Here is a 16,582-nt window from a genome sequence, read left to right on the forward strand (position 1 = left end):
GTCAGGCCGCGGGACCCTGGGGCGGGAGCGCGTTGATGATCGCGTGGTCCTTGTGGATGACGCCGACCTTCGCCGCTCCGCCGGGCGAACCGACCTCGTCGAAGAACTCCACGTTGGCCTTGTAGTACTCGGCCCACTGCTCTGGCACATCGTCTTCGTAGTAGATCGCCTCGACGGGGCACACCGGCTCGCACGCACCACAGTCGACGCATTCGTCGGGGTGGATGTAGAGCATGCGGTCGCCCTCGTAGATGCAGTCGACGGGACATTCGTCGATGCACGCTCGGTCTTTGACATCCACACACGGGAGGGCGATGACGTAAGTCACTGTCGGTTCGGTCCTTTCGATTCAGGCCTTGATCCAAGCCTATCCCGCGAAAACGTGCCGAAATTCGGCCACGCGAGCGCGAGTACGGCGATGAGGAGTGATCCATAGGTGAGGGCATAGCCCGCCGCGTTCGCCGGGACGAGAACCGACCCACCTGTCGACCTCACCGAGAGCACGCCGACGGCCAGGAGGAGCCCCACCGCGGCGCATCCCGCCACCACCCGGCCAGAGAAGACGATCCGCAGGCCGACCAACAGGCTGGCGATGATGAGCAACGAGACGACGATGCCCACCGGAGCACTCAGCCCGAAGATCTGCGGGGCGAACTGGTGGTTGACGACGGTGATTCCCCCGAGCGCCGCGCCGACAAGGGCGGCGATGACCCACGCGAAGATCTTGACGGACAGGCCCTGGTCCTTCCACGCCACCATGCCGGGAGCCTCGGTGCGCAACCGAGTGAAGCCCTCCACACTCTCGATCACCCGGCTGGGTCCGCTGGACAGCGAGAAACGGTCGCCCTCCACCACGATCTGGGTACGGTGCGCACCGAGTGCCGCCGTCTTGCGATCGAGCACGCCGGAGACGTCGACCCGCAGGGCCGAGCGCGCGGCATCCGCGTCCACGACCCAGAATGGCACTCCCATGACCTCGGCCGCATGACGTGCCGCCGCGTGGGCGCGCACATGATCGGGATGTCCGTAACCGCCGTTCGAGTCATAGCTGATCACCGCACCCGGCTTCACCGCATCGATGACCGTCGCGAGGTCGGCGGCGACCTCCCCGAAGTCGGCTGCACAGAACGAGTCCGCTGCGAGCGACTCCGCCGGCTCCGCGCCGGCGGCCCCCCAGCGCATGCCGGAATCGGTATACCGTCGCGGCTCACGTTCGACCCAGCGCGCTCCGGGCTCCCCGAGAAAACGGTGATCGGAGACCCCGAGGGCCGTCATCGCGGCGGCCAACTCCGCAGTGCGCACCTCGGCGAGGCGCGGCCCGTCACCTTCGAGACCGGACAGGTCCACCGGGATGACTTCACCGAGTTCGCCGCGCGTGCAGGTGACGACGGTCACCTGCGATCCCCGCTCGACCATCAGGGCGATCGTTCCGCCGGTGGTGATGCTCTCATCATCCGGATGCGCGTGCACGAAGAGCACGCGCTCGAGGGGCGACGGCTCACCGGCAAGAAAGTCTGATTCCACCTGCCGAATTTACCCCAGCGGGGCTGACCACTTGCACAGGTCGCAGCGCGCCGGCCCGATCGACCTAGTAAGGTTAGCCTTACCAACCTTCTGAAGAGGACTGTCTCGTGTTCGCAAACTTTCTCATCGGCCTCCGCGAGGGCCTCGAGGCCGCGCTCGTCGTCGGCATCCTCGTCGCCTACGTCATCAAAATCGGACGCCGCGACGTGCTGCGCCGCATCTGGGTCGGCGTGGGCCTCGCCGTCGCGCTCGCGCTCTCCATCGGCGCCCTCCTCACCTTCGGCGCCTACGGCCTGAGCTTCGAGGCCCAGGAGGCCATCGGCGGCACGCTCTCCATCGTCGCTACCGGTTTCGTCACCTGGATGATCTTCTGGATGCTCAAGACGGCCCGCAACCTCAGCGGCACCCTGCGATCGGACGTCGACAGACACCTCGCCGGCGCCGGCTGGGGGCTGGTGCTCGTGGCGTTCCTCGCGGTGGGACGCGAGGGCATCGAAACCGCCCTGTTCCTCTGGGCAGCGGTGCAGGCCACGGGGTCGACCACCTTCCCCCTCCTCGGGGCCGCGCTCGGCATCCTGGTGGCCCTCGTGCTCGGCTACCTGATCTACCGCGGGGTGCTGAGCATCAACCTGTCGAAGTTCTTCACCTACACCGGCCTGTTCCTGATCGTCGTCGCCGCGGGTGTGCTCTCCTACGGCGTTCACGACCTTCAGGAGGCCGGCATCCTGCCGGGGCTCGGCGCACTCGCCTTCGACGTCTCGTCGGCCATCCCGCCGGCCAGCTGGTACGGCACCCTGCTCAAGGGCAGCATCAACTTCTCCCCCGCGACGACGTGGCTCGAAGCGATCGTCTGGACCCTCTACGTCGTGCCCGTGCTGATCCTGTTCATCCGCCGCATCCGCGGCGCCCAACCGACGAAAGCAACTCCTGCCGCCGTCGCCCCGACCCCTGTCACCGAAGGAGCCCGATGACCTCGCGCCTGACTTTCCGCACCCTCATCGTCACGGCGACGGCCGCAACCGCACTGCTCATGCTGAGCGCCTGCGTGCCCAATACCCCGGCATCCTCGTCACGCGCCACTGCGGGCACGAAGCTCTCGGTGGTCAGCAGCAGCTCGGATTGCGCCGTCTCGGCGACGACAGCCCCGAGCGGCACCGTCGCCTTCACGATCAGCAACTCCACCGACCAGGCCACCGAGTTCTACGTGCTCGCCGACGACGGCCTGCGCATCGTGGGTGAGGTGGAGAACATCGCCCCCGGCGCCCCGCGCACGCTCACAGTGCAACTCGCCGCCGGCACGTACTTCACGACCTGCAAGCCAGGGATGGTGGGAGACGGCATCGGACGCGCCACCTTCACCGTCACCGATTCCGGCAACCGGATCGAGCTCGCCGGCGATGAGAAGACCCAGACTGCGGCCGCCGCTGCCAACTACGTGGCCTACGTGAAGAACCAGGTCTCCCAGCTCATCCCGGCCACCGCCGCCTTCCTCGACGCCTACCTCGCGGGCGACACCGCCACAGCCCGCACGCTGTATCCGGCCGCGCGAGCCTTCTACGAGCGCATCGAGCCGGTCGCGGAGTCCTTCGGAGACCTCGACCCGGAGATCGACTTCCGCGAGGCCGATGTGGCCGAAGGCGACCAGTGGACCGGCTGGCACCGCCTCGAGAAAGACCTGTGGCCGCCCGTTGCCGCCGACAACGGGGGAACGACATACGTGGCTCTCACCCCGGGCGAGCGCGCCGCCTTCGCCGCGAAGCTGACCTCGAACACGCAGCAGCTGGCGGATGCCGTGAACGCCAAGTCCTACACGGTGAGTGCCGCCGCCATCTCGAACGGAGCGATCGGCCTGCTCGACGAGGTCGCGAACGGCAAGATCACCGGTGAGGAGGAGATCTGGTCCCACACCGACCTCTGGGACTTCCAGGCCAACCTCGAGGGCGCGCGGGTCGCCTACGAGGGGGTGCGCAACATCGTCACGGTGAAGAGCCCGAAGCTCGTGTCGCAGATCGACGCGCAATTCACCGCGCTGGAGAAGCAGCTCGCCACCTACGGCTCTCTCAGCACCGGCTTCCCCTCCTACACGGATCTCACGAGCACGCAGGTGCGCCAGCTCGCGAACGGGGTGAACGGGTTGAGCGAACCGCTCAGCAAGCTCACCGCCGCCCTGCTGAAATAGGCGACCGATGGCCAGGAAATCGCCCCCGGCTGGCGAGCCGACCGAATCGACCGGACTCTCCCGGCGCGGCCTGCTCGGCCTCGCGGGAGCCGGTGTGGTCGGGGCGGGCGTGGGAATCGGAGCGGATCGCGCGGTCATGGCGAGTGCCGCGACCGGCGATTCGGGGGCTGCGGCCTCCTATCCCTTCTACGGCGCCCACCAGTCGGGAATCACCACTGCTGCCCAGGATCGCCTCCACTTCGCGAGCTACGACGTCTCGGGCACCAGTCGCGCCGAGCTGATCGGTCTCCTCGAGGACTGGACCGCCGCCGCCGCACGGATGACCGCGGGCAAAGCCGTCGGCGACGGGGCGACCGAGGGACCATACGACGCTCCCCCGGACGACACCGGCGAAGCGCTCGACCTGCCCACCTCCGGGCTCACCATCACCTTCGGATTCGGTCCGTCCCTCTTCGATGACCGGTTCGGGCTGTCGTCCCGCCGCCCCGCAGCGCTGATCGATCTGCCGCACTTCTCCGGCGACGCGCTCGAGGAGTCCCTCGTGGGAGGCGACCTGTGCATCCAGGCCTGCAGCGACGACCCGCAGGTGGCGGTCCACGCGATCCGCAATCTCTCCCGGATCGCCTTCGGGCGGGCATCCATCCGCTGGTCCCAGCTCGGCTTCGGGCGCACCTCCTCCACCACGCGGGCGCAGGTGACGCCACGCAACCTGTTCGGCTTCAAGGACGGCACCGCCAACGTGAAGGCCGAAGACACCACGATCGTCGACGATCACATCTGGGTACCGACGGGAGACGGCGCCGAGTGGATGACCGGGGGTTCGTATCTCGTCTCGCGCAAGATCCGCATGACCATCGAGACCTGGGACCGGGCCGCCCTCCGCGAGCAGGAACGTGTTGTCGGCCGCACGAAGAGCCAGGGTGCTCCCCGCAGTGGCGGCACCGAGTTCACAGAACCTGATTTCGCCGCGGAGAACCACGGCGAACCCGCTATCGATGCCCATTCGCACGTGCGCCTTGCACATCCGAAGCAGAACGACGGTGCCGTGCTCCTGAGGCGCGGTTACAACTTCGTCGATGGAAACGACGACCTCGGGCGTCTCAACGCCGGGCTGTTCTTCATCGCATTCCAGCGGGATCCGCGCACCCAGTTCGTGCCGATCCAGCTGAAGCTCGCGGGCAATGACGCGATGAACGAATATCTCCGGCACGTCGGATCGGGCATCTTCGCCGTACCGCCGGGCGCCCGAGAGGGAAGCTTCGTCGGCGCCGCTCTGTTCGGCTAATCGACACTACTTGCCGTCGCCCTTGGTGACGGTGTAGTTGAGCACGAATCCCTTGCCGTCCTTGATCTCCACCACGGCGACGTTCAGGGTGTCTTTGTCACCGACGAGGGCTCCCCCGTCGGCGGTGGTCTCTGTGAGGGTCTTGCACTCGAAGCCTGCCGAGGTGAGGGTGGCCAGCACGTCGTTGATCGCCGTGCTGTCCGTCGCGCGCACGCTCACGTTCCAGATCTTCGACTTCGCGTCTCCCACGCCGGCACCGGAGAGCACCTCTCCCGACGCGAGCGGCACCTCGCTGGGGAAGTCCTTCGGCACGCTCTTGCCGGGAACATCCACCTTGCCGCCGGTGACGTCGTGCACGAGGTTCTGCACCGAGCATCCGGCAAGCGCCGGGCCGGCGAGCAGGGCGATCACGATGGCGATCGGAACGGTGAGGCGCTTAACCGAGTGAGACATGCCGCCCAGCCTAGGGCCGGGGACATGTCTCACAACAGTGTTGTCTGCGGGCTACGCGTTCTGCTTCTTCAGGCGGGAGACGCGGCGGGCGCGGTCGCCCGCGGCCAGCTCGACCTTACGGATGCGCACGAACTCGGGGGTCACCTCGACGCACTCGTCCTCGCGCGCGAACTCGAGGCACTCCTCGAGAGTCAGCTTGCGCGACGGGGTCATGCGCTCGAACGTGTCCGAGGTGGACTGGCGCATGTTGGTGAGCTGCTTCTCCTTGGTGATGTTCACGTCCATGTCATCGGCACGCGAGTTCTCACCGACGACCATGCCCTCGTAGACCTCCTGGGTCGGCTCGACGAAGAACGACATGCGCTCCTGCAGTGCCACCATGGCGAACGGGGTGGCGACACCGGCGCGGTCGGCGACGATCGAGCCGTTGACACGGGTCGTGATCTCACCGGCCCACTGCTCGTAGCCGTGCGAGACGGCGTTGGCGATGCCGGATCCGCGCGTGATCGTGAGGAACTCTGTGCGGAATCCGATGAGTCCACGCGACGGCACGACGAACTCCATGCGCACCCAGCCGGTGCCGTGGTTCGACATGCCCTCCATGCGGCCCTTGCGCGAGGCGAGGAGCTGGGTGATGGCGCCGAGGTATTCCTCCGGCGCATCCGTCGTCAGGTGCTCGAAGGGCTCGTGGATCTTGCCGTCGACACGCTTGACGACCACTTGTGGCTTGCCGACGGTGAGCTCGAAGCCCTCGCGACGCATCTGCTCGACGAGGATGGCCAGGGCCAGCTCTCCACGACCCTGCACCTCCCACGCGTCCGGGCGTCCGATGTCGACGAGCTTGATCGAGACGTTACCGACGAGTTCGCGGTCGAGGCGGTCCTTGACCATGCGGGCGGTGAGCTTGTGGCCCTTCACCTTGCCGATCATCGGGCTGGTGTTGGTGCCGATGGTCATCGAGATGGCGGGGTCGTCGACCGTGATGGTCGGCAGCGGGCGCACGTCATTGGGGTCGGCGAGGGTCTCACCGATCGTGATGTCTTCGAAGCCGGCGACGGCGACGATGTCACCCGGTCCCGCGGACTCCGTGGGGAAGCGGTCGAGAGCGCGCGTGATGAGCAGCTCGGTGACCTTGACGTTGTGCACGGATCCGTCGTGCTTGACCCAGGCCACAGTCTGGCCCTTCTTGATGGTGCCGTTGAAGACACGCAGGAGGGCGAGACGGCCGAGGAACGGCGAGGCGTCGAGGTTCGTGACGTGAGCCTGCAGCGGGTGCTCGTCGTCGTAGCGCGGCGCGGGGATGTGCTGCAGGATCGCGTCGAACAACGGCTCGAGGTCGTCGTTGTCGGGAAGGGAGCCGTTCTCCGGCTTGTTCCAGCTCGCGGCACCATTACGACCGGATGCGTAGACGATCGGCACGTTGAGGATCGCGTCGAGGTCGAGGTCGGGATAGTCGTCGGACATGTCGCTCGCGAGGCCGAGGAGCAGGTCCTGGCTCTCGGTGACGACCTCATCGATGCGGGCATCCGGACGATCGGTCTTGTTGACCAGCAGGATGACCGGAAGGTTCGACTCGAGCGCCTTGCGCAACACGAATCGGGTCTGCGGAAGCGGACCCTCACTGGCATCGACGAGCAGAACGACGCCGTCGACCATGCTGAGACCGCGCTCGACCTCTCCACCGAAGTCGGCGTGACCGGGGGTGTCGATCACGTTGATGGTGATCGGTCCGTCGGTCGCGTGCAAACCGGAATACGAGACCGCGGTGTTCTTCGCGAGGATCGTGATTCCCTTTTCGCGTTCGAGGTCGTTCGAGTCCATCGCACGCTCTTCGAGGTGCGCGTGGGCCGCGAAGGAGTTCGTCTGGCGCAGCATGGCGTCGACGAGGGTGGTCTTTCCATGGTCGACGTGAGCGACGATCGCTACGTTGCGCAGGTCATTACGGGTGGCGATTGCCATAGGTATACGTCCAGATTTGTCTCGAGAAGGAGGGAGGCCACGATCGTTCAGTGACGGCAGAATCACGTCGGTGGTGCTCCGCACTGCATAGTCTACCGGTTGCGGCCCCGGTACTACCGATTAAGAGCCGGCACTACCCCTTATCAACCGGCGACCAGTCCCAGACATTCCACAACAGGTTCGGCGACAGCGGTGACGGTGCCACCCCGCTGACGTGATCGTTGAAGGCCGTGACCGCCGGGAACTGGTAGAGCGGCACCCCGTAGCCATCCGCCCAGACCCGCGCGTCGATCTTCTGCAGGATGGCGAGCTGCTGGCTCCGGTCGGCGGTGGCGCTGAGGGAATCGATGAGGGCATCCACTTCGGGGTTGGCGTAGAAGTTGTCGTTGCCCACCGGCGAATCGCTGCGGAAGGCCGCGGATACCGCACTCACCGCGAGGCTCGACGGTCGCAGCGCGTACAGCGAGGCATCGTAGGCGCCGTCGGTGCCGAGCAGCTGCCGCCAGTCGGTGCTCGAGCAGTCGGTCACGGTGAAGCCGGCGAGGGCGGCCGAGTCCTGGATCGCGGCGTACTCGGCGACCCGGCGCGGATTCGAGGGATCGAACAGCAGGCAGACCTGCGGGCCCACGACCCCTGCCTTGGCGAGCAGCTCCTTCGCTCCCTCGATATCGACTGTGGCGTAGGCGCTCGATCCGTTCGTGCGCACCGCTGCCGCGTACCCCTGCTCCCCCGGAAGGAAGACCTGCGAGGAGCGCAGCCTGGCCTCTTCCTGCAACGGCACGATCAGGTCGTCCAGGATCTTCTGACGCGGCACCGTCTTCAGGAACGCTCGCCGCACGACGGGATCGTCGAATGTGCCGTTTCGCGAGTGGGAGAACTGCAGGTCGAGGTGCTCGTAGGGGCCGTCGGAGCCGCTCAGCACTGTCGCGTTGTCCACAGACAGCAGCGCCTGCGCGACATCCGCGTTCGGCTGCGGGGAGATGACGTCCACCTGGCCGGCACGCAGCGCGGCCACCGCGGCGAGCGGATCGGTGATGAACCGCAGTTCGACGCGTTCGAAGGTGGGACGGTGGTCGCCGCTGTACTGCGGGTTGGCGGTGAGGGTCGCTCCCGTCGCCGTCAGTCCGGTGAGGGTGTATGGCCCGGTGCCGATGACGAGGCTCTTGTCTTTGGGCATGGTCGTGAAGTCGAAACCGGTGTCCCAGAAGTGGGCGATCTTGGAGAGCTTCGCGATGTCGCGCTTCTGGATCGCGGTGACGAGAGCGCCCTCGGCCCGCGTCGCATCATCCATGCCCAGCGCCTTCTGCGCCACCACATGAGCGGGAAGACCCACCCCGAAGACGAGCTCCCAGTCCACGAACGGATGGTCGTAGGTGAGCGTCAGCGAGCGGTTGTCATCGCCGATCACGGGGGTCTTCGACACCAGCTGCAGGCCGTTGCCGCTGAATCCGTCGAAGTGCACGACCCCCGCGGGGAACGGCTTGGTGTAGCGCCCGGTGTCGGGATCGGTATAGCTCTCGTTGTCGAAGCCCGGAGTGTTGAGGGCTCCAGAATTCGCCGCCCACGAGAGCAGCAGGTCGGCACCGTCCACCGCCTGGCCGTCCGACCACTTGACGCCGTCGCGGATGGTGTATTTCACTCGAAACGGCTGCTTCGACACCACCTGGTAGGTACCGAAGGACTCGTCCTTCTGCAGCGCCGGACGATTGTCGTAGTAGTTGAACTGCGAATTGGTGGCTGCGACGATGCTGGCGTTGGCAGCGACGTTGCCGAACGAGGTCCTCGCGTTATAGGAGGAGAAGGCCTGGCTCACCGCGACACGCACTGTACTGCCCTTGGTCACCGTCGCTGTGCACCCGGAAAGGGCGATGCCCGCCACCGCGAGGACGAGGAGTGCGGCTACCAGTGACTTGCGCATCCGATCCATCGTAGCGATCGGCCGCGCGAACCCCGACAGCCCCCTGTCTTACTCGGAGGATCCCGCTCGCAGCAGTTCGCGTCGGCTCTCGCGGCGCTCGCGCTGCAGGATGGGGTCGGGAAGCGGCACAGCGGCCAACAGGCGTTGGGTGTAGGGCTGCGTCGGGTTGCGCAAGATCTCGTCACGGCTTCCCACCTCCACCAGTTTGCCCTGGTGCATCACCGCGATGCGGTTGGCCAGCACGTCGATGACGGCGAGGTCGTGGGTGATGAAGAGGCAGGCGAACTGCATCTCGCGCTGCAGACCCTGCAGGAGTTCGAGCACCCGCGCCTGCACCGACACGTCGAGAGCGCTCGTGGGCTCATCCGCGATCAAGAGCTGCGGCTTCAGCGCGATCGCCCGGGCGATGCCGACGCGCTGCTTCTGCCCACCGGAGAGCTCATGCGGAAAACGTCCGCGATAGGCGCGTGGCAGTTCGACGCTGTCGAGCAGGCGCTCGACCTCGTTGAACAGTGCCTGGCCCTTCATCTGCTTGGCGAGGAGAAGTGGCTCGCCGATGCTGTCCCCGACGGGCATCCGCGGGTTGAGCGAGGAGGCGGGGTCCTGGAAGACGATGCCGGCCTTCTTGTGCAGCTGACGGATCTCCTCGCGATTGGCCTTCGAGATGTTCTGACCGGTGACCGTGAGGGTGCCCTCGGTGATCGGAAGCAGCCCGATCGCGGCGCGACCGAGGGTCGTCTTGCCCGAACCGGACTCGCCGACGAGGCCGACGACCTCGCCGGAGTGCACCTGCAGGTCGACGTGATCGACGGCACGGAAGGCGGGCACTCGACCGTGCTTCGGGTACTCGATGACGACATCGTCGAAATCGAGGACGACAGGCCTGGTGTCCCGTGCGGCGACCGGGGATGCTCCGCTCGCTCGATCGCTCACCGCGATCCGCTCACGCGCCTCGGGTGTGTCGGCTGCAAGCGCGGCGTTCGTATCGATCTCTTCTCCCGCGCGCTGTCCGAGGTGCGGAACCGCGGCGAGAAGCGCCCTGGTATAGGGATGCTGCGGGTTCGAGAAGATCTCGAGCGCCGTTCCCGTCTCCACGATCACGCCGTCTTTCATCACGGCGATGTAGTCCGCGATGTCGGCGACCACGCCCATGTCGTGGGTGATCAGCAGGATGGCGCTCTTGAGGCGGTCGCGCAGGCTGCGGAGCAGGTCGAGGATCTCGGCCTGCACGGTCACATCCAGTGCGGTAGTCGGCTCGTCGGCGATGAGCAGCGTCGGGTCGCAGGAGATCGACTGTGCGATCATCGCGCGCTGGCGCTGGCCGCCCGACAGTTGGTGCGGGTAGGAATTGAATGCCTTGAGCGGATCCGGGAGCTCGACCATGCCGAGCAGCTCGATCGCGCGCTTCTTTGCCTCTGAGGGCGCGATGCCGTAGTGCACGCGAAGGGTCTCGATGATCTGCGAACCGACCGTGTAGACCGGGTTCAGCGCCGTCATCGGCTCCTGGAAGATCACCGCGATCTCCCCACCGCGGATGCGTCGCATGTGGTTCGCGCGGATGCCGGTGATCTCCTCGCCATTCAGCTTGATGCTGCCCCGGATGCGGCTGTTGGAAGGCAGAAGATCGAGAAGGGCCATCGATGAGGCGCTTTTCCCCGAACCGGACTCACCGACGAGAGCGAGCACCTCGCCCGGCATGATCCGGTAGTTCATGTGGCGGGCGGCCGGCACCCACTGGTTGTCGACGCCGAAGTCGACATTGAGATCGGTCACCTCGAGAACCGGGGTGGCAGCATCCGTCGAAGCGGTCGCGGGGGTCTCGGTCATGACTGTGCCTTTCGTGCAATACGTGCGCCGGTGTTCCGGTGTGGGGCTGGGTGGGGATTTCGAGCCGGGCCTGAGACGATGGGAATATGCCCCAGTTGCCCGGTCCAGAGCGAGAGACCATCGCCTCCCGCTTCAATCGCACGATAGCGATCGGAGTCTGGGTGATCTCCCTGATCATCGCGGTGTCGCTCTTCTTCATCAATCGACCGGATCAGCTCGCCTACCTCGTGCCGCTGGCTCTCGTGAACCTGCTGGTCTGGGAGGCGCTCTGGCGACCGCTGCTCGTGGTGAGCGACGAGGGCGTGGTCGTGACGAACCCGTTTCGTGCGGTTCACGTGCCCTGGAATGCTCTCGTGAACATCGACACCAAGTTCGCCCTCACGCTCTTCACTCCCGGTCGGAAGATCGAGGTGTGGGTTGCGCCGTCGCCCGGAAGGTCGTTCGGCTATCGCAGCGCGGCGGTCGCCGAGCGCGAGATCCGCCGCACCGCACCGCACAGCACCAACAAGGTGCGTCCGGGAGACCTTCCGTCGAGCGAGTCCGGCGCTGCCGCCGAGGTGGTGCGATCGCGCTGGGAACTGCTGCAGGTATCCGGTCAGATCGAGGCCGGCGTCGCCGATTCCACCCGGGTGACGACGCACTGGCACTGGTACTCGATAGCCGCTATCGTCGCGCTGCTCGTCTCCTCGGTGCCGGCGCTTCTCATCGCCTAGCCGGGCGATCCGCCGCTCGGTCACTTCGTGCCGGGGTCGATCAGGTCGCTGTCGTCGCCGGCGCGCACGTTCTCGTCTTCGGCGATGCTGAGGCGCTCTTCCTGCATGCGACGAAGCTTGAAGCGGCGATGGCGCGGGTCGAAAGCGTCGCGGAGACCGTCACCGACGAAGTTGACGAGGAGCGCGAGGGACACGATGAACAGCGCTGGCCACCAGAACAGCCACGGTCGGGTCTGGAAGGCCGACTGGTTGCTCGAGATCAGGTTGCCGAGAGACACATCGGGCGCCCGGATGCCGAACCCGAGATAGCTCAGCGCGGTCTCGAGCAGGATGGCGGAGGCCATGATGAGCGTCGCACTCACGATCACCACACCGAGGGCGTTGGGGAGGATGTGACGGAAGATGATCCGTGCATCGGATGCCCCGGCAACGCGGGCCGCCTCGACGAACTCGCGTTCACGCAGGGAGAGGAACTCGCCCCGCACGAGACGGGCGATACCCATCCAGGAGAAGAAGCCGAGCATGATCGCCAGCGTCGCCGCTCCGAATCCGCCAAAGGCGTTTCCGACCACGGCACCGATCACGAGGGCCGGGATCACGATGAACACGTCGGTGATGCGCATGAGGATCGCGTCGGTCTTGCCGCGGTAGTACCCGGCGGTCGCCCCGACGAACACCCCGATGATTGTCGCGATTCCTCCGAGCACCACCATCACCAGTGCGGAGTTCTGGATTCCGCGCATCGTCATGGCGAAGTAGTCCTTGCCGATGCGATTCTGCCCAAAGGGATGATTGCCGATCTCGATCCCGGTGCCGCCGAGCCATTTGGGCAGTAGCGACATCGTCGGCGCGCCCTGGTTCTGCTGGTCATTGAGATCGGTGTAGCCGTACTTCCACCAGCCGTGGATCGGACCGAGCCCGATGGCGGAGATCGAGAAGATCACGATCACGAAAACAAGGACGAGAGCGCCCACGGCCACCTTGTTGGCCAAGAACCGCTTGAAGATCAGGCGACCCTGGCTCTCGGGCGGCTTGTTCTCGGAGATGATGGCCTCTGCGGCCAGTGTGGTCGATTCGTCGTTGGACATCAGCGAACCCTCACTCTCGGGTCGAGGGCCGCGTAGGCCAGGTCGGCAAGGAAGTTGAAGAGGATCGCCATTCCGGCGATCACGATGAAGTACCCCATCACCGGGTTGAGGTCTCCGCGGCCGAGGCCGGCGAAGAACAACTGGCCCATTCCGGGGATGCCGAAGATCGACTCCGTGATGATCGCCCCACCGAGCAGGGCTCCGACGTCGAAGGCGACGAGGGTCGTGATGGGGATGAGCATGTTGCGGAAGGCGTGGCGCACGACGACGGTGCGCTCGGGAAGTCCCTTGGCCCGCGCGGTGCGCACGTAGTCCTGGCCCATCGTCTCCAGCATCCCGGCGCGCGCGTAGCGGGTGTAGCTGGCGAAGGAGATGAGCAGGAGGGCGATCGTCGGAAGCAGGAAGTGGGTGAAGGTGTCGATCCCCGACTCCCACACGTTTCCACCGAGGTTCGGCGTCTGGTTGCCGACGGTCGCGATCGGACGATTGTTGGTATCGCTGAGGTACAGCGGCCACGACTGCATGAAGCGGTCGAGCAGCACCAGTCCGCCGGAGAGCACCGCCGTGATCGCTCCGACCCGTACGGACTGTCCGCGGTCGTAGCCGCCCATCAGGAAGCCGGTGACGAGGCCGACGGCAACGGTGACGATGGCGAGGATGACGAGCGTGCCGGCGGAGGAGATGTCGAACAGGCCCTGGAGGCTGAAGTAGGCGATCATCGCGACCACCACGTTGATTCCGGCCGTGATGAGCGCGCGACGATTCCGGAGGCCCGCGACGAGCGCGGTCGTCCCCACGCCGATACCTCCGGCGAGCAGGAAGATGCCGATCGGTCCGAGGCCGGGGTGCAACAGCCATCCGGAAAGGGAGATCGCGTACAGGACGATCGCCGAGATCACCGCGGTGGCACCGCCCACGACGAGTCTTCGCCGCATCTCGCCGCCGATCACCGATTGGACGACGAGCCCGAGCACCAACCCGATCCCTATCACGACCCCGATCGCGATGATCGGATCGGCGAGGAAGTCGTTGAACCCGATGGCGATGAACTCCTTCAGGAGCACCGCGATGAGGAACGAGGGAAGCGAGAAGAGGAAGAAGCTCGTGAAGGTCACCACGTTGTCGAGGCCGCTGTACTGGCGAAGGGCGGTGATGATGCCGAGAGCCAGTCCGAGGATGATCGCGAGGATCAGCGCGCCGGCGACGAGCTGCACGGTGGACTGCATCGCCCGGGGCAGGATGTCGATGACCTCCGCCTTCGAGATGGTCTGCCCGAGGTCGCAGGAGTTGGCGAGTGGGATGAGGCACTTCGCGGCGCCGCCGATCCAGAGGAACCACCGCAGCGGCGGCGGGACATCCAGCTGCAGCGCCTGGATGCGGGCCTGGATGAGCTTCTCCTTGTTGAGAGCGTTGCTCTGCAACAGGTCATCGAGGGGGTGCGCGGAATACGCGGTCAACATGTACATGATGAACGACGCCGCGATCAGCACGAGGACTGAGACGAGAATTCGCCGCAGGATGAAACTCACCATCGAATAGGTACCTTGCTGGTTCGGTTATCCGGTACGGAAGGCTTCGTCGCCTCCCCGGCACTGGAAATGTTACGGGGGTCCACGGTCCGTTTGTGACGGACGGGACTGAAGAATCTTACCCACGCCACCAAGGATTTGCCCGGCGGCGTGAAAGCGGTGACCTGCGGCTCGTCGTGTACCGAGAGCCGCAGGTCACCGATTCAGTGCTACTTACCCTTGACGGTCCACTCCCAGAAGTTCCAGAAGGGGCCGGTCTGGCCAGCGAAGTACGTGTCGACACCCGTGATGCGACTCGTTACTCCGGTGATGCCGGGCAGCTGGAACAGAGGAAGGCCGTAGGCGTCATCGAACGCCTGCTTGTCCATCTTCTGCAGGATCGGATCGATCTTCTTGGTGTCGAGGATCGACTGGGTCGAGAGAGCCAGCTTGTCCGTGCCCTTGTAGGCGTTGTAGTTTCCGCCACCGTCGGTCGACCAGATCTGCGGGACACCGGCGTAGCCGTAACCCGGGTTGATCCAACCGAAGAGAACGGCGTCGTAGGTTCCGTCGCCGAGTTTCTTGCTCCAGTCGGGCGATCCGGCATCCACGATCTTGAAGCCGGCCTTGGTTGCCGAGGCCTGGATGGCCTGGAACTCATCGACGCGGTTCGGGTTGTTGGTGTTGTACATCAACTTGATCGTCGGGGTCGCACCGGCGAGGAGCGTCTTGGCTCCCTCGATGTCGACCTTGTCGTAGGCGGAGGAACCGTTGCCCTTGACCGAGTCGGCGTAACCGGACTGCTGCGGCAGGAACTGCTCGGAGTCGAGCACCTTCGCCTTGGGGTCGACCGGCGTGACGATCGCGTCGAGGATCTGCTGGCGCGGGATGGTCTTGAGGAACGCCTCACGCACCTTCGCGTCCTGGAACACCGGAGCGTTGAACGACAGGTCGAGGTGGTCGTACGACGCCTGCGATCCGACGATCACCTTTGCGCTCGTCGACTTGAGGGCGGTGAGCGTGTCGGCGGATGCCTGCGGGTTGATCACGTCGACCTCGCCGTTGGCGAGTGCGGAGACCTGCGCGTTGGCGTCCGGGATGTTGCGGAGCACGATCTTGTCGACCTTGGACTCGTGGTCACCCGTGTAGTACTTGTTCTTCACCAGGGTGAGGGACTGGGTGGGCACGAAGTCGGAGACGACCATCGGTCCGCTGGAGACGAGAAGCGACTTGTCGGTCGGCATCGCCGTGACGTCGTATCCGGTGTTGACGAACTCGGCAGCCTTCTGCAGCGTCGGGTCGGCAGCGGCCGGCTTGGCCGGGTCGCCCTTCGGCAGCTTCTTGAGCAGTGCCGTGAGGTCGGCCGCGCTCTTGAGGCCGGCCTTCTCTGCGACGACGTGAGCCGGCTGAGAGATCGGGGAGAAGATCGCGTAGTCGACGTAGGGGTCTGAGTACTTCATCGTCATCGACAGGTCGTCGTCGCTGATCACCGGGAAGGAGGGACCGTTGAGGGCGACGGTGCTACCGGCGGTGGAGAAGTAGTTGGTACCGGAGGTGACGTCACCGTTGTCGTCCGTGGTTCCGGAGTCGTAGAAGCCGGTGCTGATCGCCCAGGTGAGCGCCATGTCGTCCGCGGTGATCGGCTTGCCGTCGGACCACTTGAGGCCCTTCTTGAGCGTGTACTTGACGGTCAGCGGGGAGTCCGACGTCTTGGTCAGAGTTCCGAATGACTTGTCGTAGATGACCTTGAACTTCGGGTCGACGTAGTAGAAACCGCCGGTGGTCATGTAGGACACGAACCCGTTGGTGTCGAGGTTCCCATCCGGGGTGTTGTAGTTGAACGACGTGAAGTCGTTAACCGTTGCCACCGTGACGGTTCCGCCCTTTGCTGTGGTGGGGGTCGGCGTACCGGATGTTGTGCACCCGGCGAGCGCGAATGCCGTGGCGCCGGCGATGGCGACGACTGCGATCGCATTACGCGCCAATCTTCCTCTGATTTTCAATTTTCCTCCTGTGCAAGATGAGCAAACGGCAGCACGATCCTTAGCGTTTTGCCGCGCTAGATAGAAGAACCCTAAGTAGGGGGTGCTCCCCGAGCCAAACTGTAGAGGCAAACGTTACACAGTGG

13 protein-coding genes are annotated in these 16,582 nt (G+C 65.5%); 4 read left to right on the forward strand and 9 right to left on the reverse strand.

Going from position 1 to position 16,582, the window contains the following annotated elements; translation table 11 throughout:
* Window position 1: 1 nt before the first annotated feature.
* Window positions 2-328, reverse strand: coding sequence for a ferredoxin (gene fdxA / locus F1C58_RS11965; protein ID WP_185201321.1), 327 nt, complete (start codon window positions 326-328; stop codon window positions 2-4).
* Complete coding sequence (locus F1C58_RS11970; protein ID WP_185201322.1) at window positions 325-1,524, reverse strand: PIG-L family deacetylase; 1,200 nt, start codon at window positions 1,522-1,524, stop codon at window positions 325-327. Before F1C58_RS11970 ends, fdxA begins: the two co-directional genes overlap by 4 nt.
* A gap of 107 nt (window positions 1,525-1,631) precedes the next feature.
* On the opposite strand from F1C58_RS11970, the gene efeU reads away from it, so the two are divergent.
* The 3 genes from efeU to efeB are packed head-to-tail and all read left to right on the forward strand — an operon-like array spanning window position 1,632 to window position 4,988.
* The gene (gene efeU / locus F1C58_RS11975; RefSeq protein ID WP_185201323.1) at window positions 1,632-2,495 is read left to right on the forward strand and encodes an iron uptake transporter permease EfeU; all 864 of its coding nucleotides are present in this window, start codon (window positions 1,632-1,634) and stop codon (window positions 2,493-2,495) included.
* Window positions 2,492-3,703: an iron uptake system protein EfeO gene (efeO, locus tag F1C58_RS11980; RefSeq protein WP_185201324.1), complete on the forward strand. Its 1,212-nt coding sequence runs from the start codon at window positions 2,492-2,494 to the stop codon at window positions 3,701-3,703. Before efeU ends, efeO begins: the two co-directional genes overlap by 4 nt.
* 7 nt (window positions 3,704-3,710) lie before the next feature.
* Complete coding sequence (gene efeB, locus F1C58_RS11985; RefSeq protein ID WP_185201325.1) at window positions 3,711-4,988, forward strand: iron uptake transporter deferrochelatase/peroxidase subunit; 1,278 nt, start codon at window positions 3,711-3,713, stop codon at window positions 4,986-4,988.
* Between the two features lie 6 nt (window positions 4,989-4,994).
* Here efeB and F1C58_RS11990 read toward each other — a convergent pair whose 3' ends face one another.
* The 4 genes from F1C58_RS11990 to F1C58_RS12005 all read right to left on the reverse strand — a co-directional run bounded on the left by F1C58_RS11990 (window position 4,995) and on the right by F1C58_RS12005 (window position 11,145).
* Entirely contained in the window at window positions 4,995-5,441 is a 447-nt protein-coding gene (locus tag F1C58_RS11990; RefSeq protein ID WP_185201326.1) for a hypothetical protein, read from the reverse strand.
* Between the two features lie 51 nt (window positions 5,442-5,492).
* On the reverse strand, window positions 5,493-7,400 hold the full coding sequence (gene typA / locus F1C58_RS11995; RefSeq protein ID WP_185201327.1) for a translational GTPase TypA: 1,908 nt from the start codon (window positions 7,398-7,400) through the stop codon (window positions 5,493-5,495).
* 133 nt (window positions 7,401-7,533) lie between these two features.
* Window positions 7,534-9,318: an ABC transporter family substrate-binding protein gene (locus tag F1C58_RS12000; RefSeq protein ID WP_185201328.1), complete on the reverse strand. Its 1,785-nt coding sequence runs from the start codon at window positions 9,316-9,318 to the stop codon at window positions 7,534-7,536.
* Between the two features lie 48 nt (window positions 9,319-9,366).
* On the reverse strand, window positions 9,367-11,145 hold the full coding sequence (locus F1C58_RS12005; RefSeq protein ID WP_185201329.1) for an ABC transporter ATP-binding protein: 1,779 nt from the start codon (window positions 11,143-11,145) through the stop codon (window positions 9,367-9,369).
* Between the two features lie 86 nt (window positions 11,146-11,231).
* On the opposite strand from F1C58_RS12005, the gene F1C58_RS12010 reads away from it, so the two are divergent.
* Complete coding sequence (locus F1C58_RS12010; RefSeq protein ID WP_185201330.1) at window positions 11,232-11,858, forward strand: PH domain-containing protein; 627 nt, start codon at window positions 11,232-11,234, stop codon at window positions 11,856-11,858.
* 20 nt (window positions 11,859-11,878) lie between these two features.
* Here F1C58_RS12010 and F1C58_RS12015 read toward each other — a convergent pair whose 3' ends face one another.
* The 3 genes from F1C58_RS12015 to F1C58_RS12025 all read right to left on the reverse strand — a co-directional run bounded on the left by F1C58_RS12015 (window position 11,879) and on the right by F1C58_RS12025 (window position 16,457).
* Entirely contained in the window at window positions 11,879-12,946 is a 1,068-nt protein-coding gene (locus tag F1C58_RS12015) for an ABC transporter permease (RefSeq protein ID WP_185201331.1), read from the reverse strand.
* Complete coding sequence (locus F1C58_RS12020; protein ID WP_185201332.1) at window positions 12,946-14,478, reverse strand: ABC transporter permease; 1,533 nt, start codon at window positions 14,476-14,478, stop codon at window positions 12,946-12,948. Before F1C58_RS12020 ends, F1C58_RS12015 begins: the two co-directional genes overlap by 1 nt.
* Window positions 14,479-14,684: 206 nt before the next feature.
* Window positions 14,685-16,457, reverse strand: a complete 1,773-nt coding sequence (locus tag F1C58_RS12025) for an ABC transporter family substrate-binding protein (protein ID WP_185201333.1) — start codon at window positions 16,455-16,457, stop codon at window positions 14,685-14,687.
* Between the last annotated feature and the right edge of the window lie 125 nt (window positions 16,458-16,582).

The sequence above is a fragment of the Glaciihabitans sp. INWT7 genome, from assembly GCF_014217685.1.
In the GTDB taxonomy this organism is placed as follows: domain Bacteria; phylum Actinomycetota; class Actinomycetes; order Actinomycetales; family Microbacteriaceae; genus Lacisediminihabitans.

Excerpts from the sequence above, each read along its gene's own strand:
- F1C58_RS11990 (WP_185201326.1), bottom strand. The coding sequence starts at position 5,441 with ATGTCTCACTCGGTTAAGCGCCTCACCGTTCCGATCGCCATCGTGATC.
- efeO (WP_185201324.1), top strand. The coding sequence starts at position 2,492 with ATGACCTCGCGCCTGACTTTCCGCACCCTCATCGTCACGGCGACGGCC.
- typA (WP_185201327.1), bottom strand. The coding sequence starts at position 7,400 with ATGGCAATCGCCACCCGTAATGACCTGCGCAACGTAGCGATCGTCGCT.
- F1C58_RS12005 (WP_185201329.1), bottom strand. The coding sequence starts at position 11,145 with ATGACCGAGACCCCCGCGACCGCTTCGACGGATGCTGCCACCCCGGTT.
- efeB (WP_185201325.1), top strand. The coding sequence starts at position 3,711 with ATGGCCAGGAAATCGCCCCCGGCTGGCGAGCCGACCGAATCGACCGGA.
- F1C58_RS12010 (WP_185201330.1), top strand. The coding sequence starts at position 11,232 with ATGCCCCAGTTGCCCGGTCCAGAGCGAGAGACCATCGCCTCCCGCTTC.
- F1C58_RS12015 (WP_185201331.1), bottom strand. The coding sequence starts at position 12,946 with ATGTCCAACGACGAATCGACCACACTGGCCGCAGAGGCCATCATCTCC.
- F1C58_RS12000 (WP_185201328.1), bottom strand. The coding sequence starts at position 9,318 with ATGCGCAAGTCACTGGTAGCCGCACTCCTCGTCCTCGCGGTGGCGGGC.
- F1C58_RS12020 (WP_185201332.1), bottom strand. The coding sequence starts at position 14,478 with ATGGTGAGTTTCATCCTGCGGCGAATTCTCGTCTCAGTCCTCGTGCTG.